At 41.3% G+C, this 24,685-nt stretch carries 24 protein-coding genes and 1 pseudogene; 10 read left to right on the forward strand and 15 right to left on the reverse strand.

Annotated features, from left to right (window positions below):
• The 5 genes from EWV60_RS18715 to lysA form a co-directional block, all read right to left on the reverse strand.
• Window positions 1–439 (reverse strand): RRXRR domain-containing protein (locus EWV60_RS18715; RefSeq protein WP_287233988.1); only part of this gene is annotated, 439 nt, incomplete at its 3' end.
• Between the two features lie 352 nt (window positions 440–791).
• The gene (locus tag EWV60_RS18720) at window positions 792–1,106 is read right to left on the reverse strand and encodes a DUF1825 family protein (protein ID WP_002738222.1); all 315 of its coding nucleotides are present in this window, start codon (window positions 1,104–1,106) and stop codon (window positions 792–794) included.
• Window positions 1,107–1,345: 239 nt separating this feature from the next.
• Window positions 1,346–2,095 carry an undecaprenyl pyrophosphate synthase gene (uppS, locus tag EWV60_RS18725; RefSeq protein WP_002776367.1) on the reverse strand — a complete coding sequence of 250 codons (750 nt, stop codon included), beginning with the start codon at window positions 2,093–2,095 and terminating at the stop codon, window positions 1,346–1,348.
• Window positions 2,092–3,012 (reverse strand): diadenylate cyclase CdaA, encoded by a 921-nt coding sequence (cdaA, locus tag EWV60_RS18730; RefSeq protein WP_002750350.1) that lies wholly within the window; start codon window positions 3,010–3,012, stop codon window positions 2,092–2,094. The genes uppS and cdaA overlap by 4 nt, the downstream gene beginning before the upstream one ends.
• 22 nt (window positions 3,013–3,034) lie before the next feature.
• Entirely contained in the window at window positions 3,035–4,438 is a 1,404-nt protein-coding gene (lysA, locus tag EWV60_RS18735) for a diaminopimelate decarboxylase (RefSeq protein WP_149107837.1), read from the reverse strand.
• A gap of 597 nt (window positions 4,439–5,035) precedes the next feature.
• On the opposite strand from lysA, the gene purM reads away from it, so the two are divergent.
• The 3 genes and pseudogenes from purM to EWV60_RS23315 all read left to right on the forward strand — a co-directional run.
• Window positions 5,036–6,061: a phosphoribosylformylglycinamidine cyclo-ligase gene (purM, locus tag EWV60_RS18740; RefSeq protein WP_002776365.1), complete on the forward strand. Its 1,026-nt coding sequence runs from the start codon at window positions 5,036–5,038 to the stop codon at window positions 6,059–6,061.
• Window positions 6,062–6,503: 442 nt separating this feature from the next.
• Window positions 6,504–9,497, forward strand: coding sequence for an MGH1-like glycoside hydrolase domain-containing protein (locus EWV60_RS18745; RefSeq protein WP_287233990.1), 2,994 nt, complete (start codon window positions 6,504–6,506; stop codon window positions 9,495–9,497).
• Window positions 9,498–9,622: 125 nt separating this feature from the next.
• A pseudogene (locus EWV60_RS23315) lies at window positions 9,623–9,835 on the forward strand (transposase); the annotation flags it as partial.
• A gap of 12 nt (window positions 9,836–9,847) precedes the next feature.
• Here the strand turns inward: EWV60_RS23315 and xth are convergent.
• The 5 genes from xth to EWV60_RS18775 all read right to left on the reverse strand — a co-directional run bounded on the left by xth (window position 9,848) and on the right by EWV60_RS18775 (window position 12,903).
• On the reverse strand, window positions 9,848–10,636 hold the full coding sequence (gene xth, locus EWV60_RS18755; protein WP_002744083.1) for an exodeoxyribonuclease III: 789 nt from the start codon (window positions 10,634–10,636) through the stop codon (window positions 9,848–9,850).
• Window positions 10,637–10,658: 22 nt separating this feature from the next.
• On the reverse strand, window positions 10,659–11,243 hold the full coding sequence (locus EWV60_RS18760) for a chromophore lyase CpcT/CpeT (protein WP_002737599.1): 585 nt from the start codon (window positions 11,241–11,243) through the stop codon (window positions 10,659–10,661).
• 99 nt (window positions 11,244–11,342) lie between these two features.
• Window positions 11,343–11,801 carry a 50S ribosomal protein L9 gene (gene rplI, locus EWV60_RS18765; protein ID WP_002737358.1) on the reverse strand — a complete coding sequence of 153 codons (459 nt, stop codon included), beginning with the start codon at window positions 11,799–11,801 and terminating at the stop codon, window positions 11,343–11,345.
• A gap of 69 nt (window positions 11,802–11,870) precedes the next feature.
• Window positions 11,871–12,230 (reverse strand): ssr2422 family thylakoid membrane protein, encoded by a 360-nt coding sequence (locus tag EWV60_RS18770; RefSeq protein ID WP_002737039.1) that lies wholly within the window; start codon window positions 12,228–12,230, stop codon window positions 11,871–11,873.
• Window positions 12,231–12,324: 94 nt separating this feature from the next.
• Entirely contained in the window at window positions 12,325–12,903 is a 579-nt protein-coding gene (locus EWV60_RS18775; protein ID WP_287233993.1) for an esterase/lipase family protein, read from the reverse strand.
• 347 nt (window positions 12,904–13,250) lie between these two features.
• On the opposite strand from EWV60_RS18775, the gene EWV60_RS18780 reads away from it, so the two are divergent.
• From EWV60_RS18780 to EWV60_RS18795, 4 genes are all read left to right on the forward strand, one after another.
• Window positions 13,251–13,448 (forward strand): hypothetical protein, encoded by a 198-nt coding sequence (locus EWV60_RS18780; protein ID WP_002736352.1) that lies wholly within the window; start codon window positions 13,251–13,253, stop codon window positions 13,446–13,448.
• Entirely contained in the window at window positions 13,448–13,702 is a 255-nt protein-coding gene (locus tag EWV60_RS18785; protein ID WP_069475686.1) for a ParE family toxin-like protein, read from the forward strand. The genes EWV60_RS18780 and EWV60_RS18785 overlap by 1 nt, the downstream gene beginning before the upstream one ends.
• A gap of 308 nt (window positions 13,703–14,010) precedes the next feature.
• Window positions 14,011–14,211, forward strand: a complete 201-nt coding sequence (locus EWV60_RS18790) for a hypothetical protein (RefSeq protein WP_002736204.1) — start codon at window positions 14,011–14,013, stop codon at window positions 14,209–14,211.
• Entirely contained in the window at window positions 14,212–14,463 is a 252-nt protein-coding gene (locus tag EWV60_RS18795; RefSeq protein WP_002736627.1) for a ParE family toxin-like protein, read from the forward strand.
• A 165-nt stretch (window positions 14,464–14,628) separates the two neighbouring features.
• On the opposite strand, the gene EWV60_RS18800 is transcribed toward EWV60_RS18795, so the two are convergent.
• The 3 genes from EWV60_RS18800 to murQ form a co-directional block, all read right to left on the reverse strand.
• Window positions 14,629–15,984, reverse strand: coding sequence for a protein kinase domain-containing protein (locus tag EWV60_RS18800; RefSeq protein ID WP_287233996.1), 1,356 nt, complete (start codon window positions 15,982–15,984; stop codon window positions 14,629–14,631).
• A 325-nt stretch (window positions 15,985–16,309) separates the two neighbouring features.
• Window positions 16,310–17,800: a site-2 protease family protein gene (locus tag EWV60_RS18805; protein ID WP_287233998.1), complete on the reverse strand. Its 1,491-nt coding sequence runs from the start codon at window positions 17,798–17,800 to the stop codon at window positions 16,310–16,312.
• Window positions 17,801–17,827: 27 nt separating this feature from the next.
• A complete protein-coding gene (gene murQ / locus EWV60_RS18810) occupies window positions 17,828–18,748 on the reverse strand; it encodes an N-acetylmuramic acid 6-phosphate etherase (protein WP_287234000.1) in 921 nt (306 codons plus the stop codon).
• A gap of 195 nt (window positions 18,749–18,943) precedes the next feature.
• Between murQ and rplU the strand changes: the two genes are divergently transcribed.
• Window positions 18,944–19,333, forward strand: coding sequence for a 50S ribosomal protein L21 (rplU, locus tag EWV60_RS18815; protein ID WP_002735488.1), 390 nt, complete (start codon window positions 18,944–18,946; stop codon window positions 19,331–19,333).
• A gap of 34 nt (window positions 19,334–19,367) precedes the next feature.
• The gene (rpmA, locus tag EWV60_RS18820; RefSeq protein ID WP_002744094.1) at window positions 19,368–19,637 is read left to right on the forward strand and encodes a 50S ribosomal protein L27; all 270 of its coding nucleotides are present in this window, start codon (window positions 19,368–19,370) and stop codon (window positions 19,635–19,637) included.
• A 250-nt stretch (window positions 19,638–19,887) separates the two neighbouring features.
• Here rpmA and accA read toward each other — a convergent pair whose 3' ends face one another.
• Window positions 19,888–20,877 (reverse strand): acetyl-CoA carboxylase carboxyl transferase subunit alpha, encoded by a 990-nt coding sequence (accA, locus tag EWV60_RS18825; RefSeq protein WP_002737858.1) that lies wholly within the window; start codon window positions 20,875–20,877, stop codon window positions 19,888–19,890.
• Window positions 20,878–21,190: 313 nt separating this feature from the next.
• Here accA and EWV60_RS18830 point away from each other — a divergent pair, with 313 nt between their 5' ends.
• The gene (locus EWV60_RS18830) at window positions 21,191–22,138 is read left to right on the forward strand and encodes a fused MFS/spermidine synthase (protein ID WP_002790803.1); all 948 of its coding nucleotides are present in this window, start codon (window positions 21,191–21,193) and stop codon (window positions 22,136–22,138) included.
• 55 nt (window positions 22,139–22,193) lie between these two features.
• Here the strand turns inward: EWV60_RS18830 and recJ are convergent, their stop codons facing one another.
• Window positions 22,194–24,476: a single-stranded-DNA-specific exonuclease RecJ gene (gene recJ / locus EWV60_RS18835; protein ID WP_287234002.1), complete on the reverse strand. Its 2,283-nt coding sequence runs from the start codon at window positions 24,474–24,476 to the stop codon at window positions 22,194–22,196.
• Window positions 24,477–24,685 lie beyond the last annotated feature (209 nt).

Genomic DNA, 24,685 nt, shown 5'->3' on the forward strand with positions numbered 1-24,685 from the left:
GAAGTTCAAGTTGACGATTAGCTCTGATTGAGGGAGCTAATTTTCCTTGTTTTCTATTTGAGAATCGTTTTTGTCGATGCGCTCTTAGATTAAAAGAAAGTTGGCGGTTAATCCGTCTTACTCTACGTCCTTTTCGCATTAACCGTCTATTGTCTATGCGCTCTTTTACTCGTTTAAAAGGAAGTTCTAAGTGAGCCTTCCAAAGAGTAAAAAGAGAGGATTGAACACCAATTCCCGAAAATAATTTACCCGGGTCAATACCAATAGCAATCGGTTGGGTTTTATTGTTAGAGGATTCAGTGGTTAGCTGGACATAGAAAATACCTAAGTCGTTAAATTTACCGATAGCTTTTCCTTCTTTGATCCACCGTCTGGCCCGACTGGGTTTGGTGGGCATTAACGGCTTTCCGTCTTTTGAGATAACAGGAACTCTTGGCATGGAGATAATCCTTAAGAGTAAAGTTAAAGTCCCTTCCCGCAACACAATCAAGATGTCTTGTCTAACAACGCTTTACCAATAAAGCTTAGAGAGAATCCGAACTAGGGAAGTATTCGGAGGTCTGGGCCAGATTGTGTCTCGATGCGGTAGTCTCTACTTGCGTCGCCTAAATTGGTCTAGGCAAGCCCCGTCGCTTTTAGTGCGGGGTTAGTGACCAGCTAACCTACTTAAAATTATTAGATCATCGTTCTCAAAAAACCGCAAACCGCAGAAACCCCAAATTTCTCAGCAGTAACCTGTAGAGGCCATTATCGGGCAAAAGACAGCCAATACCCGATAAATATCGGCAATTTTAGCGAATTTCTGCCTTCATCCGCTCAAGGGTTTGCTGCATTTGGTCGAACATCATTTGGGGAGTCATGCCAAATTGACCTAATTGGGTTTTTAGCTGTTCTACGGTCATTTGGGCGGAAAAATCCTCAGATAACTCGAAACGCTTCATAAATATCTTGTAGCGTTCCATTAACTCTTCCATCCTATCGATAAAGATGATTTTACCCTCTCGATCGAATTTACCGTACTCGCTGCCCAGTTGTGTGAGGGACTGGTAATCCTCAAATAGCTGTCTAGCTTCCTGTTGAACCACTTCTGAGTCAAAGAATCCCATAATCTTAAAACGGCTTATCGTCGATAGTTATTCTCCATCCCATTTTATTTTAGCCGGGGAAAAAGTCTAGCTCTGGCCGATTTACGGATTACCGTATTGGGGAAATGGAGAGGATCACAAACGGCCCCCCGTCGCGGTTTAACCGTTGCCCCAGGAAGTTTAAGATAAAAAGTGAAAAATCAAAAATTGTCCTTTAACTGCCCCACAGGGGCTATTTCGCTAAATTTGGGCTGTAGCCCTTATAATTTGCCAAAACGACGATGACGACCCTGATAATCTTTTAAAGCGTGGTGAAATTGCACTCGATCGAAATCGGGCCAGAGGGTGTCAGTAACGTAGATTTCCGCGTAGGCCATTTGCCAGAGTAAAAAATTACTAATTCGCATTTCCCCACTACTGCGAATTAACAGGTCTGGGTTAGGAATCCCGGCAGTATAAAGATACTGTGCAAAGAGAGATTCATCGATCGCTTCTGGGGAGACTAAACCCTGTTGCACCTGACGAGCGATCGCCTGACAAGCTTGCACGATCTCCTCTCGGCCACCATAATTAGCAGCCACCGTAAATTGAATACCGGAATTTTTGCTAGTTTCTGCTTGAGATTTAGCAATTTCCCGTCTTAAAGACTCTGGCAAGGCTGCTAAATTACCAATAAAGCGAATTTTGACATTTTCCTGCATCATTTCTTCCAATTCCCGCTGCAAAACCCGCTCGAATAGAGTCATTAAAAATTCTACTTCCTCGAGGGGACGACCCCAATTTTCCGTAGAAAAAGCGTAAGCGGTTAAAGCGGGAATCCCCCACTCACCACAACAGCGCAGCAAGTCTTTGAGTGCATCTACTCCCCGTTGATGGCCCATAATCCGTGGCAAACCACGACTTTTCGCCCAACGACCGTTCCCATCCATAATCACTGCGACGTGCTGAGGCAAACGGTTTTTATCTAAATCCGTAGGTAATTCTGGTGACAAGCTCGGTTTAACAGTCATTTTCTATCTTTCGGGGTTGCGCTAGGCGAACGGGAGAATTTTTCTAAGATTAGACGGCCTTTTAAGCCAATTGTACGCCCTAAACGTCCCCAACTCGGTGCGACCACTTCCCCCTCTCCCGACGGAGAAAACTTCGCTTCGAGCAGCTCTTTTAGTTTACTACTGGTTAAAGGCCGATCCAAATTACCCCCGGACGCGAGGGAAATCGAGCCGGTTTCCTCAGAAACCACAATACAGATACAATTATCTAGCCTTTCGGTAATGCCCATGGCTGCCCGATGACGGGTGCCTAATTGCCTAGAGGTACTGCGCTCCGATAGGGGTAGAATAACACCAGCGGCCACCACTCGATCGCCCCGAATAAATACGGCTCCATCGTGCAGTAAAGTTTTAGTTTGAAAAATAGTTTGAATTAATTCCTTAGATACTTGGCCATTGAGCGTCACCCCCGGATTGACAAACACCTTGGTATCGAGATTGCCACTGGTTTCTAATACCATCAGCGCACCGGTGCGATTTTGAGATAGATCCTTCACCGCGTCCACTAACTCATCAATGACATTATCGGTCTTGGGAGTGGGGGAACTTTTCTGAAATAACTCCCACACTTGACCTTTGCCCAATAATTCTAAAAAACGGCGGAATTCCGACTGAAAAATCACAGCGATCGCCACAGCTGCCCCCAAAATCAATTTTTCTAGGACTAACCCCAGCAAGCGCAATCCTAGAGCATCGCTAATCACCGAGGCCAGCATTAAATAGATTAGTCCTCGCACCATCCAAAAGGTACGCCGCTCGCCGATAATTAGCAGCAGCATATAGGTAAGGAGGAGAACTAACCCAAAGTCTAGGAATGACAGACCATGGCTGAGAATCCAGGACAATAACCGGCGAGGGTCTAGAAAAAAACCCGACATGGGGGGACAATAGCGATGAGGTTTATATTAAGGAGAGTCGATTGGGTAAGCGGTCTTGACGCAGCAAATCCGCCAGATTTTCCCGTTCAAGGATCAGATTAGCTTCTCCATTTTGGACAATTACCGCCGCCGGACGGGGTAAGCGGTTGTAATTAGAAGCCATACTGTAGTTATAGGCTCCCGTGGCTAAAACCACTAAAATATCCCCTGGGTTGGTTTTCGGTAGCGCAATATCCTTAATTAGAATATCGCCAGATTCACAATGTTTTCCAGCTATTGTCACCACTTCCTGACATTCTTGACTCATTTTATTGGCGACCACGGCCCGGTAAACCGATTGATAGGTAATCGGTCGGGGATTATCGGACATTCCGCCATCAACGGCGATATAGGTGCGGATTTCGGGGATTTCTTTGCGATTACCCACTGTATAGGCTGTTACGCAAGCGGTTGCAATCAGAGAGCGTCCTGGTTCGGCAATCAGCAGCGGATAAGCGATACCTCTTTCCTGACAAGCTTTGGCCACTGCTAAGGACACCGCTTGTACCCATTCCTCGATACTTGGGGGGTCATCACTTTCAAGGTAGCGAATCCCTAAACCACCCCCGACGTTTAATTGCTCTAGGGGTAAACCCCGTTCTAAACCTAATTTAAACCAATCTGCCAAGACAGAGGCTAAGTCTTGGTGGGGTTGACGTTCAAAAATCTGGGAACCGATGTGAGCGTGTAAACCCAGACAATTCAGCACCGGATGAGCTAAAACATAGTCAAATACCGCTTCGATTTGATGGGGGTCAAAACCAAATTTACTGTCTAAGTGACCCGTGCGAATATATTCGTGGGTGTGGCACTCGATACCGGGGGTTAACCGCAATAGAACCGGAATAGGGGTATCAGGACGATTTTCGCCTAATTTAACCAGATTTTCTAACTCTAGCCAGTTATCAACGATAATAATGCAGTTATGCTCGATCGCATATTCTAACTCGGCGATCGATTTGTTATTACCATGAAAGTATATTGGCACAGCGGTTTTATTGATCTGGTCTAAAGCGGTTAACACCGTGTGAATTTCTCCGGCGGACACCACATCAAAACCTAATCCTTCACTAGCGACCACGGCCGATACGGCCAGGCAATTCCACGCTTTCGAGGCATAAATTACCCTAGATTCTCCGGGATAATGTGTCTGGAAACCTTGCAGGTATTGACCACAGGCAGTGCGGAGGGTGACTTCATCGATAATATACAAGGGTGAACCGAAACGTTCCACTAGGGTGGTCACATCGCAACCACCGATTTCTAGACAATCGCGGTTATTAACCTTGGCTGTCAGGGGTAACAGAGTTTGATTCGGGGATAGACAATCTTGATAGGCTAAATATTTTTGTCCGGAATTGCTGATTTTAGGTTCAGTTGATAGCATGATCGGTGTTTTTTGTCAAGAAATCGATAATTTTTGTTACAATCTCCGCGCATCCCCGATTCAGTCAAGGGAATTTTGACCGTCGGTGATCTAGATATAGTCATTTCAATTCAGATTGAGAATATCAATGCCAGAGTTCATAAGGATTCAACCAGTCTAGATTGTATCAGACTTATCTGAAATGACGATAACCAAAATAGTTATCTCTTTCACTTTACGACCAGTTCTAACCTTTCTCTGATCAGTAAAAATCCTTGGGAAATCCTGCTAAGTACCTAAGCAAAATTAATTACACATATCTAACCCCGCTCTTGCCTCTTGCCTCTTGCCTCTTGCCTCTTGCCTATCTTCACTAGGAAATTAATTTTGCACGACTACTTACTAAATCTGGTTATTAAAAACTGATTATTTATTCTCCTTTGCTTATTGCCAAATGCCTAAATTGCCAAATGCCTTTCTCTGTAAGAGTTTCATTCCTTATAACCCTGTCCGTTGCATAAGACAAACCGAAGAACCATAATTCATAATTTATAACTCATAATTCCCATAGGACTGAAATCCGGGTAAAATTTGAGAGATACAATCGGTCAATTGGGCATGGATTATAAAGAAGCAGGCGTGGATGTGGAAGCGGGACGCGCTTTCGTCGAGAAAATTCGCCAAAATGTGGAAAGTACCTTCCGTCCCGAAGTTATCGGCGGTTTAGGCGGTTTTGGCGGCTATTTTCAGTTACCTTCTGGTTATCAGCAACCGGTGTTAGTATCGGGAACTGATGGTGTGGGAACCAAGCTGAAAATTGCCCATAGTCTCAATTGCCATGATACGGTGGGAATTGACCTGGTGGCCATGTGCGTCAACGATGTCCTAACCTCCGGGGCCGAACCTTTATTTTTCTTGGATTATCTCGCCACTGGTAAACTGGAAGCGTCACAGTTAGCGGCGGTGGTATCGGGAATCGCTAGTGCCTGTCGTGATAGTGGTTGTACTCTTTTGGGAGGGGAAACGGCGGAGATGCCGGGGTTTTATTCGGCGGGAGAGTACGATTTGGCGGGTTTTTGCGTCGGTATTGTCGAAAAAAGTCAATTACTCGACGGCAGTAAGGTGCAAATCGGCGATGTGGCTATCGGTTTAGGCAGTAGTGGGGTTCACAGTAACGGTTTTAGTCTTGTTCGTAAGATTATCGACACCCAGGGCTTAAATTGGCAAGATTGCCCCGCAATTTTGGCTGGCTCTAGCTTAGGTGAAGTTTTGTTAACTCCCACTAGACTTTATGTTAAACCTGTGCTAGAACTGCTACGCTCTGGGTTAGATATTCACGCCATGGCCCACATTACTGGGGGTGGCATCCCGGAAAATTTGCCCCGCTGCTTGGGTAAAGGGCAGTCTGTGCGGATTTACCGCGAAAGTTGGCCAGTTTTGCCAATTTTTCACTGGTTAGCCCAGATGGGTTCGGTTAATGCCGAAGCCATGTTTAATACTTTTAATATGGGTATCGGTTTTGTGATCATTGTCCCATCAGATGTGGCGCAATTGACTATTAATCAACTACAATCCTCTGGGATTAATGCCTACCAAATCGGCGAAGTGATTGCCGGTAAGGGAGAAATTGTTGGGCTTGATTAAAGTTAGTTGAGGCTAAGAAGATTTTGCCATGAATTCCACCAAAAAATCAGGTTGACTGGCTGGGATAGCAGCAGCGTTTCGGCCTATCCCTAACCCAATTTATATTAAGTTTTTTTACTTAAGTAGTTATACTTAGTTTGCTTCTCGATAGAATCAAGTCAGAACCTCATAAGGCACTTTTTCAGAGAAAAGGAGGTTATAGCCATGCAAGAAATGCCTATCTCCCAACTCTTAGGGTAGCGGTGGTCTGGGGAAAAGGTGCTGGTGACTGGAGCTTCGGGATTTAAAGGCAGTTGGTGATTTGACGCTCCCCGAAGCGCTCATGGGAGGGATTCTTGGTTCAACAAGTCCACCATACCAAGTACCTAAGTACAGGACAAAAAATCTAAGGACTGCAAAAAGCTAAGTACAGGACAAAAAATGAAGATAAAGGAGAAAAGTCATGTTGACAACTCAAGATACCCAAAAAGATAATTCCTTCGCAGAAGCTCGGAAACAAACTGAAGAATACAAACGCTTGCAAGAAGTCCGTGAACAAAATATCCCTTGGAAAAAATGGGGTCCCTATTTAAGCGATCGCCAATGGGCAACTGTCCGAGAAGATTATAGTCAGAATGGTAATACTTGGAGATATTTTGATTACGAGCAATCTCGTTCTCGTGCCTATCGTTGGGGAGAAGATGGAATATTGGGAATTTCTGATGAGCGTCAGCGTCTATGTTTTGCCCTAACCCTTTGGAATGGAAAAGATGAGCTTTGGAATGAAAAAGATCAGCATTCCGAAAAGCATCTCAAAGAAAGATTTTTTGGTTTAACAGGTTTATTTGGTGGACATGATGAAGGAAATCATATGGAAGATGTCAAGGAATATTACTTTTATTTAGATAATACTCCCACTCATTCTTATATGAAGGCATTGTATAAGTATCCTTATAAATTTCCTTATGATGATCTCATTGAAGAGAATCAAAAACGAAGAAATGCTAAGTATAGAGGAGAAGAACACCCTGAATATGAGCTAATTGATACTAATTGTTTCGACGAGGGATACTTTGATGTTGTTATTGAATATGCCAAGAAGACTCCTGAAGATATTTTAATTAAAATTACTGTTCGGAATCGAGGCTCTGAAGCTCATCAACTACATATTTTACCTACTCTCTGGTTTCGTAACACTTGGTCTTGGTTAGGAGATGCAGAAAGAGAAAAACAAAAACCAAGTTTGCAGAGAGTTTTGGAAAAAACTGGCAATAATATGGTGATCAAAGCTCATCATGGCGAGTTAGGTGATTATTATCTCTATTGTAAAGGAGATACTCCTCTGTTATTTACTGAAAATGAAACTAACAACGAACGCATTTTCCATACTCCTAATGCGAGTAAATATGTTAAGGACGGAATCAACAATTATGTCGTTAATCAAGAGCTAGATAAAGTCAACCCTGAACAGAAAGGGACAAAAGCCGCCGCTCACTATAATCTGACTATTGAAGCTGATGCTGATAAACCTCAAGTGATATGGTTGCGCTTGACAGATATTGCGCCAGATCAACTACCTGATGCTAATCCTTTTGGAAGTGATTTTGAGAAGGTTTTTGACAAGCGCAAAGAAGAAACTGACGCATTTTATCAAGCTATTACTCCTTCAGATTTTCCAATTTCAGATGAGGAACGACAAGTTCAACGACAGGCATTTGCAGGAATGCTATGGAACAAGCAATTTTATTACTATATAGTTCAAGATTGGCTCAAAGGAGATTGGTCATATCAAGACAGAAAGTGGCATAAAATATACCCCTCAGATAGCCTACCAGATAAAGCACAATCCGACACTAGAAAATTTAACTCCAAATGGACTCATCTACATAATGAAGACATAATTTCTATGCCAGATAAATGGGAATATCCCCAGTATGCTGTCTGGGATTCAGCTTTTCATGCTGTTACTTTTGCTTTAATAGACCCAGATTTTGCTAAAGAACAATTATGCCTATTTTTGGAAGAAGGGTATATCCATCCTAATGGACAGTTACCATCTTTTGAATGGAACTTTAGTGAAGGTAATCCACCTGTTCACGCTTGGGGAGCTTGGCAAGTTTATCAAATTGAGCAAGATATGTATGGTTTTTCGGACAAAGATTTCCTAAGAAAAATATTTCACAAGCTGAATAGTAACTTTAATTGGTGGTTAGAAGTTCAAAAAATACCCGAAAAGAATCTTTTTAGTGGAGGCTTTTTAGGACTAGATAATATCAGTCTCATAAATCGCAGTCACTTTAAAACTGATGATGTAAAAATTGAACAAGCAGATGGAACAAGCTGGATGGCTATGTTCTCCTTAAATATGCTGAGAATTGCCATAGAGTTAGGAAGTCAAGACCCATCTAGCGAAGAGATAGAAGCTGCAACCAAGTTCCTCAAAGAATTCCTGAATATCGCCAATGCTATCAATGATATTACTGAAAAAAATAGAACGCATTTGTGGGATCAGAAGGATGAATTCTATTACGATATTCTCAGTATTGTTCAGGAAAATTTGACCCTAGAGTTTCCCTTGAAGTGTCGTTCATTAGTCGGTTTAATTCCCCTATGTGCGATTGATATTTTTGAATCCGACAGTCAGGAATGTCAAAACCAGATAATCGATGCTTTTCAATCTAAGTTCTCTAACCCTAATTCATTGTCCCAATTGTTCTTGCCAGGAACCGACTTTGATTACTTGAGAGGAAAATATGAAAGTTTCTACATCGCAGACAAGCACAATCATAATAATAACCTAGAAATGTATTTGTCAATTGTTGACTTTGATAAGTTGCAATTAATCGTCAAAAAGCTACTGGATAAACAGGAGTTTTTGAGCGACTATGGTATTCGCAGTCTTTCAAAAGTTCACGATCCTAATTCTGAGTTTGGTTCGCCTTACTCGATTCCTTGCTTCATGAAAGATATGTATGGCAGTGTTTTACCTTCCAGAATTCTCTACGAACCGGGAGAAGCAGGTAACTCTCCTGTACATACAGGTAATTCTAATTGGCGCGGTCCAATATGGTTTCCTGTGAATTTTCTAATCATTGATTCGCTTTATAAGTTTCATAATTACATTCATGACTGTCTAGGAGATGAGTTTAAAGTGGAGTTTCCCACTGGAGAACGTGGAAGAAATACTCTTGAACAAGTAGCGGTAGAAATATCCAAACGCTTAATCCGTATTTTCCTGCCTGATGGGTCAGGGAAACGACCAGTTTACGGAGATAACTCAAAACTTCGCGAGCTTTTCAAAACCCCTGATGGACAGGATTTAATACTGTTCTACGAATATTTTCACGGAGATACCGGTCAAGGACTGGGAGCAAGCCATCAAACAGGTTGGACAGGACTCGTAGCTAATTTGATCTATAAGGTCGGAGAATATAACCATAACGTCAGTTCGGGATAAGGGTGGAAAGAAAAGGCGGGGGCTAGTAAGCTGAAAAATATATAAACTCAGCACCCCCAACCCATCTATGTCTAGTCGAGAAGCTCTTTTCTGTCCTGTCGACGACGGATATTGAGTTTTTTGGTAAACCCAAACGGAACCTGAAAAATCGCTTAATCCGCCTTCATGACCAGCTTTTATCCCGTAAGCGTTCTATTGTCGAGACTATTATTGACCAACTCAAGAACATCTCTGGGATTGAACATTCCCACCACCGCAGTCCTGTTAATTTTTGCGTTAATCTTCCCTGTGGTTTGATTGCTTACTGTCACCAGCCGAAAAAACCCTCCTTGAAGTTAGCTATTTTTGCCTTATATTTCGAGAATAACGGGGGTATGATCGCTAGGTTTTTCTTGTTTTCTGGGTTCTCGATCGATCAGACAATTAACGGCTTTTTCGTATAGCTGAGGAGTTAAATAAAGATGATCGATTCGCCAACCTCGGTTACGAGCAAAACCACCGCTGCGATAATCCCACCAACTATAATGTCCTGCTGCTGAGGTGAATTTTCTAAAGGCATCTTGTAAACCAATTTCTAAGACCTTTTCTAAAGCTTCTCTTTCTTTAGCTGAAGACATAATATGATTTTCTTTGCCTTTGGGATCATAAATATCTTTATCTTCTAAGGCAATATTAAAATCACCGCAGATACATAATTCTTGGGGTTGAGAATTAATAATTTTATCTAGATATTTCCTAAGAGTTTCTAACCATTTAAGCTTATAAATATATTTATCACTATCTAGGGAAGAACCATTAGGAACGTAGAGATTAATAATCCGAATATCGCCGATTACTCCAGTAATTAAACGTTTTTGTTCGTCTAGTTCTCCCGTTAAATTTTCGCCGATAATCGGACTAAATCCCACAGTGATATCGTCCAGGGGTTTCTGGCTAAAAATCGCTACACCATTATAGGCTTTTTGTCCAGAAATATAGAGATGATAACCCAAAGATTCAAAAGCTTCTCTGGGAAAATCTCGATCGATTACCTTGGTTTCTTGCAAGCATAAAACCTCAACGGGATTGAGTTGTAACCAATTAATTACCTGATCTTGTCGGCTGCGAATCGAGTTGACATTCCATGTGGCGATTTTCATAGCTAAAAACCGAGAATTTTTCTCACACTTCCTCAGCAAAACTACTGCGACGCACAAACTCAAAGGGACCGGCGATCGAACCCCAGACTAATTGATCGGTTTCGGGATCTAAACCGCGATCAACGCTAATTAATCCCTGTTCACTAATTTCAAAACTATTATCCAAATAAGTCATTTTATCTTTGCGAAAGACTAAACATTGTTTCCCCGGTTTCACCACCCCTTTAAAGCTGTTACCTGTCCAAGTTACATTCATATCACAACCCGGCATCGGTTCTAATAACTCTAAGCTGAGATTTTTGAGACGCTGGGGTTCTCTAGAAGCACCAAAAAAGTTAGCTTCCTCTTTAACTTTAAAGTTTTCTAGTTCAATATGGTCATCGACTACCGATAATTTAAATACTCGTAAACGATAGGGAGTATTGAGCATAAAATCGTAGGCCTGCTCTAAAAATAAACTGGTTCCCTTCAGTAATTCATCGGGTAAAGGACGCATACACACGCGAATATGGGCAAAAAAAGGCGGATTAGCAAAAGCTTGTTCTTGATTACTAAAATCGGCCGCCATCCAGCGTGCTAGGGTTTTTATATCCGTAGAATGAGTCATAATTTTTGATATTTTAATGGCTATTAGCTATCAGCGATCAGCTAGTTAATCGCTCTGATAAATTTTCACTGATTACTGATAACTATGCCCCGACAATTTTTATTGTGCAATTACTTTAATTTCGATATCGGCACTAACTTCGGGATGGAGTTTGACTTGTACTTTATAGACTCCCAATTGACCGATATCGGGAACGGTAATACCACGGCGATCAATTTCTAATTTGGCATTTTCTAGAATAACCGTAGCTACATCTTGACTGGTGACAGTACCGAAAATCGCCTCGTTTTCACCCACCTGTTTAGGGATGGTGTAGGGACTGAGTTTTTCGATCGCAGTTTTTCTGGTTTCCGCTTCTTGTTTTTCGGCGAGGAGACGTTGACGCTCTTTTTCTTTCCTAAATTCTGCCTGTTTAATCGCGCCTTTGGTGGCTAAAACGGCCACACCTTGGGGAATAAGGTAATTGCGGGCATAACCGGGTGCCACTTCCACCACATCGCCATTTTCACCTAATTTGCTGACTTTTTGATTGAGGATAACCTGCATTCGTTTCGCCATGATCTTGACCTAAAACAATAGTTCCAAAACCTTTATCATACCATGCAATCGTCAAGTGTTGATCACAAGTTAGTTATTGCCGGCGGCGATTATTTGGGTTAATAGGGGACCGATTGCCTGAAAGGCCGAGGGTAAAACCGCTACGGTGGCGGCTGCGATAATAATTGTCGTGGCTAATCTCAGCACTTTCTCGGAGGCTTTTTCGTAGGTGTCAAATTTATAGTCGAGCTTGTCTAATCTTTGGTCTATTTCCTGAAAGCGTTGCCCCATAGCATCAAAACGTTGGTCTATTTCCTCAAAACGTAGATCTATCGCCTCAAAACGTTGATTTACTGCTGTTTGGAAGCTTTTCAGTTCGTTGAGAACATCGGTTAGGGTGGGTTCTTGAGTGGACATGGTGACACCTTCGGGAATTTGATCGCCTAACACAATTATAACCTTAAGTCAAGCTTTTTTGATAAAAATTAACTTTTTTGTCGGTAATATTTTGACCTTGTTCCAGTGTTGGAGACAACCAGTATTTCTATTCTAATAAGGTCTCTTTAATTGTTGTTAAAACTTTGCTATCTTTGACCATCCAAGCATGAAGCAATACGGGAATGGAAATTTCTTTGCCCACCGATAAACGGGAACTATGGGCAGGAAATATTATTAAATCGTAGGGAGTCCAGATAATTGTGGTTTTAATTTTATTTAAAATTTGTTGACAATCTTTATTTAAATCCTCTAGAAATTGACTCCCCGGCTGCATTTGTCTAATCCCATCTAAGGGTAAACTATATGCGGTTAAAGTGCCTCGATTCGGGGCAGAAATATTGAGATAACGTTGGACTCTCTCCACTCCTCCTAGTCTTTGCAGATAGTAACGGGTAATCAGTCCCCCCATACTGAAACCAATTAAATCTACTTTTTGCTCTTGAGGAAAGTTTCTCTCAATATAATTCTCTACCTGACTCGCTAAAACTTCTAACTTTTCGTAACCGTGATTAGGAATTAGATTAAAACTATGTACCTGCCAACCATGATGGGTTAAATACTCACTCATCGGTTTAAAAACAGCAGTAGTGTCCAGAAAACCATGCACTAAAACGACAGGATTCATAGATGAGGGTTTATCCTTGAATTTCAGATCTATTCTAACGGATGATACGGGTAATTATCGAAAAAATTTTTTAGGAATAAAAGGGCGATCGCACTAATTCAAGATGATTTAATTTTCGTTTTGGCTTGTTTTCATGTCAAACGTAATCCTCAACAATGGAAAAGACATTTTTCGCAATCGCACCCCAAACCTCTCTTAAAACAAGTTTGATCGCAATTCTCAACTCCGCTCGCACCTCAAACTCCCCACAAAGTTCGATCGTACTTCACACTCTCTTGCAAAAAATTGATAGGATGCTATAATCCAATTAAGCTGATTTATCAAAAACCTTAAATTTTAAAATAATTATGACTATTGAACAAATTGAGAATGCAATTTTAAATCTTTCTAAAACTGATTTTGCTAAGTTAAGAAATTGGTTATTAGACTTAGATTATTTGCAGTGGGATAAACAATTAGAACAAGATATTAAGGAAGGAAAATTAGATGCTTTAGCTCAAGAAGCACTGGCTGAATTTGAAGCGGGAGATTATGACAAAATTTAATGCACTATACTAACCGTAAATTTTGGTTGTTTTATAATCAGCTACCCGAAGATATACAACAGATAGCAGATATTGCTTATGAATTATTAAAAACTAATCCTAATCATCTCTCATTACATTTTAAGAAAGTTAATAAATATTGGTCTGTTAGAGTCGGAAAAGCTTATCGTGCGTTAGGAATTGAAGTTAAAAATGGGATTTTATGGTTTTGGATTGGTACTCATGATGAATATGATAGATTAATTAGTAAATAAAAGCGATCGCCCCCGCTTCTAAAAAAAAGATCGCACCACCAACTCCCTGAAAACAGCGATCGCACCCTCAAAACTCTCTTACAACAAGTTCGATCGCACTTGAGTTCGTAGTAAACCCTTTAGGGTTAAATTATGGCTAAAGTTACCGCTACAAGAAAAGACGATGCCGAAGGCACAGCTACGCTGCCCGCACCCTTAAACTCTCCAAAAAGCGATCACAACTACAAGAAAAGCTGATCGCATTCTAGCTAAAAAATGTTAAAATAAAACCTGAATATCAAAAACTATTGTGCTTAAGAATAGATAGTATGAGCAAATTAGAATCAATTCAGGCAGAAATAGAAACTCTTACCCCCGATGACTTTACCTATTTAAAAAACTGGATTAATGAGTTAGATGAGCAAAAATGGGATAAGGAAATTGAGGAAGATTCTAATGAGGGAAAACTTGACTTTCTAATTAAGGAAGCCTTATTAGAAAAGAGTAAAAATCAATTGCAGGAGTTATAAGTGCATCGAACTAATGCTAGATTTTGGAGATGTTTTAATCAGTTACCTCAACCAATTCAAATTTTAGCAAAAAAGAATTTTGAACTCTTAAAAAATAACTTAAATCATCCTTCTTTATCTTTTAAAAAAGTAGGGAAATTTTGGTCAGTTAGAGTTGGTATTAATTACCGTGCTTTAGCTTTTAAAGATGGAGAAGATTATATTTGGGTTTGGATAGGAAGTCATGAAGAATATGAAAGATTATTAAAATAAAACCGATCGCCCTCGCCTCTAAAAAAAAGATCGCACCCTCAAAACTCTCTTACAACAAGTTCGATCGAACTTTTAGTTCGTAATAAGCACGGAGAGGGCTAATAATGGCTAAAGCCATTACTACAAACAGGCGATCGCACTTTTTCAGACAAAGATTTTTAACTGTTATAACCTAGATAAGAACAAAGAACCGCCCAGCAACCCATCATCCTCCATAGATGCCAACACGTTTCTGAGCGTATACGTATATTGTTGATATTTCATATCCTCAGACTCTTCCAAATCGAAAATCTCCCAGCATGGAAGATTTCCTCGTGGTGCGTTTATATTGTAAGTAAATTCAGTGGGAGGAAACAACCAATCCCCCATTGAATTCCGCCAACCTATTTTATCGGCAAATTTGCGCCAAATATGAAAATCACGAACCCCTACTTCTCCGCCACATTCTATCCAGATTTTTTTCTGCACCGAAAAGCCAAATTTTCCGCTACTGTATTTTAGCCATAAACTATCAATTATTTGTAATTCTTCACGAGGAAAATTTTCACAATTTTCTTTTGTTAATGATCCGTGTGTTTTATTCACAATTTTAAGTATTACCATACCAGTTTCTAGATCAGCTTCTCGCCATTGTCCATTTTTTAAATATCGATCTAATTGGGTAAAATCAGCCTTAGCAGTTTTTAGGGGTATTTGTGAAACAGGCATCTTGCCTGTTACTTGTGGTTGTAAAGCATTTAAAACTTGTTGTGCAGTCCATCTTTGTCTTCTATCTTTTTGCAAACAACCTTCAATAATTGGCTTAAACTCCCTCGGTAAAGTAGGGATTTGTAAATCACAATTCATCACCCTAGCCATTAATTGATTAATATCATTATCGAATTTATAGGGAAATTGATTAGCCGTCATTTCAATCAACATAATACCTAATGACCACATATCCCAACCTGCTGAAATATCACCCTTAAACGCTTCAGGAGGCATATAAATAATTGTACCGCCATTATTCACTGTTTGAGTATGACTTTTGTTATTTAAAGTTCTAATTAAGCCAAAATCTGCTAACTTATATTGTTGATTAATCTTAAGAATATTACCCGGTTTTAAATCTCGATGTACCTTATTTTGACTATGAAGATAACTTAAACCTTGTGCCACTTGAGCCGTAATATTTTTAATCTCACCCGATGATAAACTACCTTTGGCAATGTGATTTTCGAGGCTACCTTGTGCCAATTCCATCACTAAATAAAGCATTTCAGTATTGAGAAAACGAAATTCACCTACCGAATAAGCCTTAATTAAATTAGAGTGTTCTAACTTTCTGGCATTTTGTAACTCAATTAATTTATCATCGCTACTTTCGGGAATAACTTTAATAGCAACTTCTTGAACAGACGTATTTCTTACCATTTCACTAGCATGAAACACACCCCCAAAACTACCCGCACCGAGAAATTTATTAAGACGATAAGAGCCTATTTGTTGACCTTCTAGCATCTTCATCATTTGATCTAGCATAATACTTAAATTTGCTAATTTTTCCGTTGTGTAGAAATATGAATGGGACTTTCGGCATCGTGATGCGGAACGAAATACGGTTTTAAACCTAACTTTTTCCAATAAATCAATAATTGATCATGTTGGGTTTCGTGCCTCAACCCAATCTATAGGCGATCACACTAAGTTAAAAAACTTTGAGATTATGATGACAAATTGTATCACATCTCTAACCCTCATAAAAGATGATTGCACCCCCATTATTAAGAAAATTATAAGTCAAGACTTGAGTTTTTGTCAAGCTTTTTTTTGACGGCAATCAATGGCAAGAATTTCGGGGAAGTATTTAGCCACCGATGCCTAACCGTCCCGCTAAACTAGGGCTTAAAGGAATCAGAGTCGCTAACATTAAAAAGAGTAGTAATAAACCCCAACCGGCGCGGGTGTCATCGGGTTCGGTTAACTCATTTAAACTAGGTCTTTCTAACTCTCTTTGTAAAAAAGCGACTAAAATTGTCCAATAGAGAGGAATCGGATTACTGGGATTAACTAAGGAAATAATGCCCAAAATGACCAAAGTGGCCACAGTGGTGCGGCGGGCAATTTTGCGACCATAAATAGCCTGAACAATTCTGCCACCATCTAACTGTCCTGCGGGCAGTAAATTAAGGGCGGTAATCACCAATCCTAACCAACCGATAACAGTTAAAGGATGCACGGAGATAACAGCATTTTGTAACTCGTCGCCCAAAACTATCCGCGCTAAAGAACCCACTAAAATTGAACTTTGGAAAAAGGTAATAGGGATTTGAAAAAGGCTGGCAGAATTAGATAAAGTCAGTCCAACAATTAACAAGATTAAAGAAACCAAACCTCCCAAAGCAGGACCAGCAAAAGCTATATCAAATAGGACACTGCGGTTAGGTAATAAAGATTCAAAACGAGTAATCGCCCCAAAAGAACCAATCTGCCAAGTGGGAAGAAAATAGGGTAAACTGAGACGAACATTATGGCGTTTAGCGATAATTAGATGACCAATTTCGTGGGCAATTAATACCGACCATAAACCCAAACTGAGGGGAATTGCTTCTCGATATCTCTGCCAATTACTAAACAAATCAAAACCCAATAAAATTCCCGCCGCTTCTAAGCTGGTGACAATGGTAGCGACTAACAAAACTAAAGAGAGATTTTTTTGAGCAAGAGTTGCAGGACTAGGATCATTAGTTTTGGGAAGGATAATTACCACTGGTTTTTCCTCGGTTCCTTCCACCAGAAATAAACGATATTTATCACCAAAATGATTACTTAATTTCTGGGTTAAGCGCGAGTGAACTAGATCCGGTTCTCCCCGTAAATTGCCTTTAAAAATTGCCCCTTCCTGAAAAGAGATAGTTTCGGTGGCAAAAAAAGTATCTATCCCAAAAATACTCTGAATAACTTTTAGATCCTGTTCGGAAATTGGCATCACATCTGGTACAATTGCTGTCACCGCTGCCGGGGTTTCTAGGGGAGTAACGGACTGGCTAACTGCTGGGTTAACTTTTGGTTCAATTATCTGATTGGTTTTCAGTAAGCGTAAACGGTTGCCTAAATAAATATAGATAATTGTGGAAGCAACCAGTAAAAAGAGAATTACCGCTAGATTGAGAGCAATTCCAGCCGCAAATAGCCCGAAAAAAATTAAGCAAGGAGCTATTAGTACCAAGGATTGTAACCAAGGTAAAATTCCCAGTTGGCCGTAGGGTTTAGCTCGATAAAAACTCCAAGTCAAGATAGCACCAGCGACGAGGAAAATAACAGCGACCGCAGCAATTTCCGAAGAAATATTAACCATAGGAAAGTCAAAATCAATAGGTTTTTATCAATCAATTTGATTATAAGCTTGCAGGGCGGCCCGTAATTGCCCTCGATGCTTTTGTAACAATTCTTGTCCTGCCGCCGCCGAAAGTCCCGTTTTCTGCATTAACAAAGCCAGTTTAACCCGGCGGCCACTTTTTTCCAGTAAAATTGCCGCTTCCTCACGACTAATATCGCTAAGGTGGCAGATAATCCGTAGGGCGCGGTCATGGAGTTTATGATTAGTAACAGCCACATCGACCATCTGGTTGCCGTAAACCTTGCCTAACATTACCATTGTCCCTGTGGAAAGGATATTTAAAGCCATTTTCGTCACCGTTCCCGCTTTCAGGCGGGTGGAGCCAGCCAAAAGTTCTGGTCCGGTCAATAAGCGGATATCCACATCCACGGCGATCTCCACTTGTTCGGCGGGGACACAACTAATGGCAATCGTCGTCGCACCTCGCTGTTTTGCCGCCTGTAAAGCCCCGTGAACGTAGGGGGTTGTCCCCCCGGCGGTAATCCCCACTACCACGTCTAATTCGTGAATTTCTCGCTGGGCAATAATCGCCGCCCCATCTTCCGCTTTATCCTCCAAATCTTCGGAACTACGCACCAGCGCCGCCGCTCCACCGGCAATAATTCCCTGTACCAATTCCGGGGGAGTGCAGAAGGTGGGAGGACATTCGGCCGCGTCCAAAACCCCCAGCCGGCCACTGGTTCCCGCCCCAATGTAAAAGAGTCTGCCACCTTTAGCCAGAGCTTGACCGGTCAGGGAGATTGCTAGGGCCAATTCTTGCCGGGCCATGGCGATCGCTTTTAGGGTTTGGGCATCCTCGCGATTGAAGAGATCCACCAATTCGAGCGGGTTTAATTGGTCTAAATTTAGGCTGTTTGGGTTAATTTGTTCGGTTAACAGGTGTCCTCTGCTTTCCCACTGTTCCATAACGGTTTAATTGAGCTTTTTGTAAGATTATTTTTAGTATATAGCCAATCGGTGGGTAAAAAGCTTGACAATTGCCCCCCGAATGTTAGATGATAGTAAATTGTGTCAATTCCTGCTCGGATCAGGTGAAGACATTAGCACAAAAGCTGGAATTTTTTTCAGCTACCTGTACGGCAAAACGAGCGCAGAAAATTCATGAGTTACGCAATTATTGAGACCGGTGGCAAACAGATTCGGGTAGAACCCGGTCGCTATTACGATATCGAACTTCTTCACGTCGATGAACAAAGTACCCATACCATCGACAAAGTGCTATTAATCCATGATGAGGATGATATTAGCATCGGTCAGCCCTTTATCGAAGGGGCCACCGTGGAAGGGACTGTCATGCAACATCGTCGGGGCAAAAAAGTTATTGTCTATAAAATGCGCCCGAAAAAGAAAACCCGTAAAAAACGCGGTCATCGTCAAGAAATTACCCGTTTTATGATTGATTCAATCAATTATAACGGTAAAACCCTAACTGCCACTGCTGCTACCTCCGTCGCTGAAGTTGTGGAAGATAGTAGCGACGAAGAAGAATAACTTTTACAATCAAAAAAGCATTTGGAGAGAAATTATGGCTCATAAGAAAGGTACGGGTAGTACCCGCAACGGACGCGATTCTCGTTCCCAGAGACTAGGCGTTAAGCGCTACGGTGGTCAAGTGGTAAAAGCGGGAAATATTCTCATCCGTCAACGGGGTACTAAAGTTCACCCGGGTAAAAATGTTGGTCGTGGTGGCGATGATACTTTATTCGCTTTAATTGATGGTGTGGTTAAATTTGAATACAAGGATAAAAGTCGCCGTCAAGTTAGCGTTTATCCTGCTGAAGTTAGCGCTAGTTAATCCCATCAACTCTGATTAATTTTTTCCCTGTAACCTCCTAATTAATACTAGGGGGTTTTTTCAGATAATTTATCTAGTAATTATAGCAGTTATACTAAATCTGGTTATTAAAGACTGATTATTTATTCCCCTTTTTGCATGAGTGCATGAGCAGAAAACGGGTTTCTCGGAGAAACCCGTTTTCTGTGCGTTACTCAACGGATTTAGTATCACATCAACTCACATCTGATAACTGCTCACTGCTCACTGATTAAGCGGTAGCTTCTAAAAATACGCCTAAATTGCGGAATTTTTGATAACGAGATTCGCGTCGTTGTTGGGGTGTCAACAAAGATAAAGTCTCTAAATTTTCACTAATAGCGGCTTTTAAATTGGCTGCCGCTTTAATCGGATCAGCATGGGCCCCTCTGGAGGGTTCAGGAACGATCTGATCGATAATATTTAACTCTTTTAAATCTTTTGAGGTAATTTTGAGGGCAACTGCTGCTTTATCGGATTTTTTGGCATCTTTCCAGAGAATGGCGGCACAAGCTTCGGGAGTCGCCACGGTATAGACAGAATGCTCTAACATTAATAGGCGATCGCCGACACCGATTCCCAAAGCACCGCCCGAACCACCTTCGCCAATAACAGTACAAATGATCGGCACATCTAAACGGAACATCTCCCGAAGATTATAGGCGATCGCTTCTCCTTGACCTAATTTTTCCGCTTCTACCCCCGCCCAGGCGCCGGGGGTGTCAATAAAGGTTAAAATTGGCTGATTAAACTGATGAGCGTGTTCCATTAAACGCATGGCTTTACGATAACCACCGGGGGCAGCCATGCCGAAATTTCTAGCCACATTATCCTTAGTATCCCGGCCTTTTTGATGCCCGATAATCACCACGGGACGACCGTTAAAACGGGCAACACCACCCACAAGAGCGGGATCGTCGTAACCACCGCGATCCCCGTGCAACTCGAACCATTCATCGGTGATGGCTTGAATATAATCTAGGGTGCTGGGGCGCCGGGGATGACGGGCTAATTGTAGCCGTTGGGAAGGGGTGAGATTGCTAAAAATTTCACGACGTAATTGATTAGCTCGTTCGTCTAGTTGACTAATTTGTTCCGAGACATCTACGCTATTTTCTTGGGCTAATTCTTTAATCTGTTCGATGCGGGATTCTAATTCGTAGAGGGGTTTTTCAAAATCTAGGAGAAAAATCTTTTTCTCGGTAGTCTCGTTTTTGGTCATAGGTTAGTGGCTAGAAGTTTACTGTTCGCTAAGTAGGTAGGCGTTAAAAATTATCAAATACCCCCCTTATCAACGGGGGATTAAGGGGGGATCGGCACCCCCCTTATCAAGGGGGGCAGGGGGGATCAGAGGCAAAATCTATCTTCAATTTAATTATAACTACTTACTTAATCTTTTCTAGCTTAACGTTTTTCAGCGATCGATTATCGGCAGCTTCGGGATGACTGGGAGATAATTTCAGGTTATCGATCGAATTTTGTCAATTGTTGTATAATGATAGATCGTGCCTTTTTCACCCCAAGGAGGATTAGTTATGGCAGGAAGTGAACTAAAAGCGGATCTATGGGTTAACGAATATATTACCCCCTGGGACATTTATAGTCATGGGGTTTCGCGGATTTTAGCCTACAAAAAAACCGCTTTTCAGGAGATGTATATTGTAGAGTCGGGGGCCTATGGAAAAGCCTTGGTACTGGATGGGAAATGGCAATCTTGTACGGGGGATGAATTTATTTATCATGAAGCATTAGTGCAACCGGCAATGATTGCCCACCAAGAACCAAAAACTGCTTTAATTCTGGGAGGTGGTGAAGGTGCGACAACCCGGGAGTTATTGCGTTGGAAAACAATCGAAAAAGTGATGATGATCGATATCGATGGGGATGTGGTGGCAGCCTGTAAGGAACATCTTCCCGAAATGCACCAAGGCACTTTTGATGATCCTCGTTTTGAGTTAGTTGTGGCCGATGCTTTAGAAGTTTTAGACACTACTAACGATCAATGGGATATTATTATTTCTGATCTGGTTGATCCCATCGGAGAGGGTCCTTCTTTCCCCCTATTCACGAAAGAATACTTTGAAAAACTACAAAGAGTTTTGGCCGAAAATGGCATTGTGGTTGTCCAATCTGGCCCGGTTTCTCCTCCTTCAGTGATGTATCATGCGCGTTTGGTGAATACTTTAAAAGCAGTTTTTCCCTACGTTCATTCCTATTGCGCTCCCACTCCTAGTTATGGTTCTCCTTGGGGTTTTACTCTCTGTGCTAATCATCCTTTAAATACTCGTCCCGATCCCGATGTGGTGGATGAATTAATCACCGATACAACTACGGGAGGATTACGTTTAATTGATGGCATGACTTTACTAGGAATGTTACAAACTCCTCTCTATATTCGTCAAGCAATCGCACAAAATACGGAAGTTTATACCCTAGCAAAACCTCCGAAATTCTTCGGTCAAGGAGTTATCAGTAATCAGTAATCAGTAATCAGTAATCAGTTATCAGTAATCAGTTATCAGTAAATAAGAGTTATGATTAGAAATCGATCGAGTCTTCATGATTAAGAATTGTTTGCAGAATTTCTATAGGAACAGTAGCAAAGTATTGCTGGAGAAAGTTTTCTAGGGCCACCGCTTCTAGAAATTGCTCAATCTTATTAATTTTTGCCTCATGATTGACTAATTCAAAGGATAAATTTTCTTGATTTTTCTTGACTTTAAAGCCATTTTCTGCTAGGGAAACTAATCCTAATTCTAGGGTATGATAACTGAGGTTTAAGCGGTTTTGTAATTGTTGACGGGAAATACTGGTTTTAGTTCTAGCTAAATATTTCCCAATCCCCACAAGGTTTATCCATCTGGTGTGAGCGGATTTTTTTAAAGGACTAGCATAGGCAAGAACTAACTTTTTATCGCGTAAAATTGCCTGTTGATATTCCCTAGAAAGTTTTGTCCAATCCCGGGGACATTCCCGGAGAAAAAGGGGATTTAATTGGTTAACTTCTTGATTAATTTCTCGATTACGATTGTCGATTAAAAAATCTTTTTTATTGCCATAGCTTAGGAATTCTTGTTGATAGGGTTGCAGAGCAATTAATCGCACTTCATAGCGATTTTTGGAGGTATTAAAATCTAATTCAACTACGGCATCATAATGGGTATCGGCAGCAATTTCGTCTCTCTGATGACCCCACCACATACCGGGGAATCCCTGCTCGATTGAACTATCCCAGAGATCAAAAGTTGTCCGGGGATAAGCGATTTTTTTGCCTTTGAAATCCTCAAGATTTTTATGCCAAAGATTGTGAAAATAACAATTTTGAATTAATAGCTTTGGTGTCGGATTACCCATTCCGCAGGGTTCCAGTAATTTTAATTCTCGAAATAGACTTTTTCCCAATTGGGAAACCGTCACCACTGCATCCACTTCTATCTGAGAAGAAAGGGAAGTTAAATCAATTCCTGTGCGTCGTAACTGTTGATTAATTCCCTCAATAAATAGCGGTAAATTTTCTATAGTTAAACTTAAACCTGCGGCCAAAGGATGACCACCAAAACGATGTAAAAGATGGGATTGAGAGGATACTAATTGATAGAGATCGATCTCGCGAATTGACCGAGCGGAACCCTGAGCAAAAGGTGGTTCACTGGTACTTAATAAAATTGTTGGTCGCTGGTATTCTTGGGCAATTTGTCCCGCAACTAATCCTAAAATTCCCGCCAGCCATTGGGGATCATCTAGAATAATTACATTAGTGGTGGAAAGATCAATTCTCTCTAGTTTTTTCTGAACTTGTTTAATAATATCCCGTTGGATTTCTTGGCGACGAATGTTGGCTAATTCCGCTTGTTCAGCTAATTCTTGACAACGCTTTTCATCTTCACTGGTGAGTAATTCCACACAAAATCTAGCATCGCCATAAATGCGACTGACGGCATTAATTCGCGGTCCAATACCGAAGGATATATCCATCGGTCTATCTCCGGTTTTGTTACATAAATCGAGTAATTTTTTAACTCCTAAACGCTGAGTATTTTGGAGCTTTTGCATACCTTTTTGGGCTAAATAACGACATTCTCCCGTCAATTTGACTAAATCAGCAATTAAACCAATCGCAACTAAATCAAGTAAATTTTCTAGGGGTTTTCTGGGAATATCTGCTAGGGTTAAATACATCGCTTCCACTAATTTATAAGCAACAGCAACCCCAGAAAGATGATAGAAAGGATGGGTTTCCACAAAGTAGCGGGGATTAATCAGGGCAATCACCTCGGGGCGCTCGTCGGGTAGGGTATGATGATCGGTGATGATAATATCGATGCCTAAACCGTTTGCATAGTCAATTTCAGCGATATTCGTGCTTCCCGTGTCACAGGTGACGATTAAACTGGTTCCTTGATGCGCTAGTTTCTCGATACCTGGACAATTGAGGCCGTGGGATTCTTTTTGGCGATCGGGTATGTAATAATCTAACTGTTGATAGGGTGGAAAAAACTGCCCTAATCCTTCCCAGAGGACACTGGTAGCGGTGACACCATCGGCATCGAAATCACCCCAAATAGTCACTTTTTCGCCTTTATTTAGGGCTTTTTCCAGTCTTTTGACGGCAAAGTTCATTTCTTGCCCAAAATCAAAGGGAGTTTTTGACTGATAAGCTTTCTCATCCAGAAACGTCCGCAGAGTCGCCCCATCCCGGACACCGCGATGCCATAATATTTGTGCCACGACGCTGCCATCCGACTCTGGGGTGTAGTCTTGGACTATTTTTAAAAACTCTTGGGGAAGAGTTACCGATGGGGGAATTTGCCAGTTAGACACGGGATATCAAGGAAAAAGTAAAAAGGGAAAAAGGTGGCAGTTTTTGTGATTTTCCCTATCTCCATTTAGGGCTTGCTGAACAAATGTGAAATGTAGGCAAGGTAAGGGTTTTGTGGCTTTTCTCGCGAAACAGGTGCAAGATTTTGAGAGAATCGTGCTTCAAAACCTTGCGTCTTCATCAGCCCGCGTCCTGTAGGGGCGAAGCATTC

It is taken from the genome of Microcystis sp. Msp_OC_L_20101000_S702, from assembly GCF_007095705.1.
GTDB classification, from domain to species: Bacteria; Cyanobacteriota; Cyanobacteriia; order Cyanobacteriales; family Microcystaceae; genus Microcystis; species Microcystis ichthyoblabe_A.

Excerpts from the sequence above, each read along its gene's own strand:
- EWV60_RS18720 (WP_002738222.1), bottom strand. The coding sequence starts at position 1,106 with ATGGGATTCTTTGACTCAGAAGTGGTTCAACAGGAAGCTAGACAGCTA.
- uppS (WP_002776367.1), bottom strand. The coding sequence starts at position 2,095 with ATGACTGTTAAACCGAGCTTGTCACCAGAATTACCTACGGATTTAGAT.
- cdaA (WP_002750350.1), bottom strand. The coding sequence starts at position 3,012 with ATGTCGGGTTTTTTTCTAGACCCTCGCCGGTTATTGTCCTGGATTCTC.
- lysA (WP_149107837.1), bottom strand. The coding sequence starts at position 4,438 with ATGCTATCAACTGAACCTAAAATCAGCAATTCCGGACAAAAATATTTA.
- purM (WP_002776365.1), top strand. The coding sequence starts at position 5,036 with ATGGATTATAAAGAAGCAGGCGTGGATGTGGAAGCGGGACGCGCTTTC.
- EWV60_RS18745 (WP_287233990.1), top strand. The coding sequence starts at position 6,504 with ATGTTGACAACTCAAGATACCCAAAAAGATAATTCCTTCGCAGAAGCT.
- xth (WP_002744083.1), bottom strand. The coding sequence starts at position 10,636 with ATGAAAATCGCCACATGGAATGTCAACTCGATTCGCAGCCGACAAGAT.
- EWV60_RS18760 (WP_002737599.1), bottom strand. The coding sequence starts at position 11,243 with ATGACTCATTCTACGGATATAAAAACCCTAGCACGCTGGATGGCGGCC.
- rplI (WP_002737358.1), bottom strand. The coding sequence starts at position 11,801 with ATGGCGAAACGAATGCAGGTTATCCTCAATCAAAAAGTCAGCAAATTA.
- EWV60_RS18775 (WP_287233993.1), bottom strand. The coding sequence starts at position 12,903 with ATGAATCCTGTCGTTTTAGTGCATGGTTTTCTGGACACTACTGCTGTT.
- EWV60_RS18780 (WP_002736352.1), top strand. The coding sequence starts at position 13,251 with ATGACTATTGAACAAATTGAGAATGCAATTTTAAATCTTTCTAAAACT.
- EWV60_RS18785 (WP_069475686.1), top strand. The coding sequence starts at position 13,448 with ATGCACTATACTAACCGTAAATTTTGGTTGTTTTATAATCAGCTACCC.
- EWV60_RS18790 (WP_002736204.1), top strand. The coding sequence starts at position 14,011 with ATGAGCAAATTAGAATCAATTCAGGCAGAAATAGAAACTCTTACCCCC.
- EWV60_RS18800 (WP_287233996.1), bottom strand. The coding sequence starts at position 15,984 with ATGCTAGATCAAATGATGAAGATGCTAGAAGGTCAACAAATAGGCTCT.
- EWV60_RS18805 (WP_287233998.1), bottom strand. The coding sequence starts at position 17,800 with ATGGTTAATATTTCTTCGGAAATTGCTGCGGTCGCTGTTATTTTCCTC.
- murQ (WP_287234000.1), bottom strand. The coding sequence starts at position 18,748 with ATGGAACAGTGGGAAAGCAGAGGACACCTGTTAACCGAACAAATTAAC.
- rplU (WP_002735488.1), top strand. The coding sequence starts at position 18,944 with ATGAGTTACGCAATTATTGAGACCGGTGGCAAACAGATTCGGGTAGAA.
- rpmA (WP_002744094.1), top strand. The coding sequence starts at position 19,368 with ATGGCTCATAAGAAAGGTACGGGTAGTACCCGCAACGGACGCGATTCT.
- accA (WP_002737858.1), bottom strand. The coding sequence starts at position 20,877 with ATGACCAAAAACGAGACTACCGAGAAAAAGATTTTTCTCCTAGATTTT.
- EWV60_RS18830 (WP_002790803.1), top strand. The coding sequence starts at position 21,191 with ATGGCAGGAAGTGAACTAAAAGCGGATCTATGGGTTAACGAATATATT.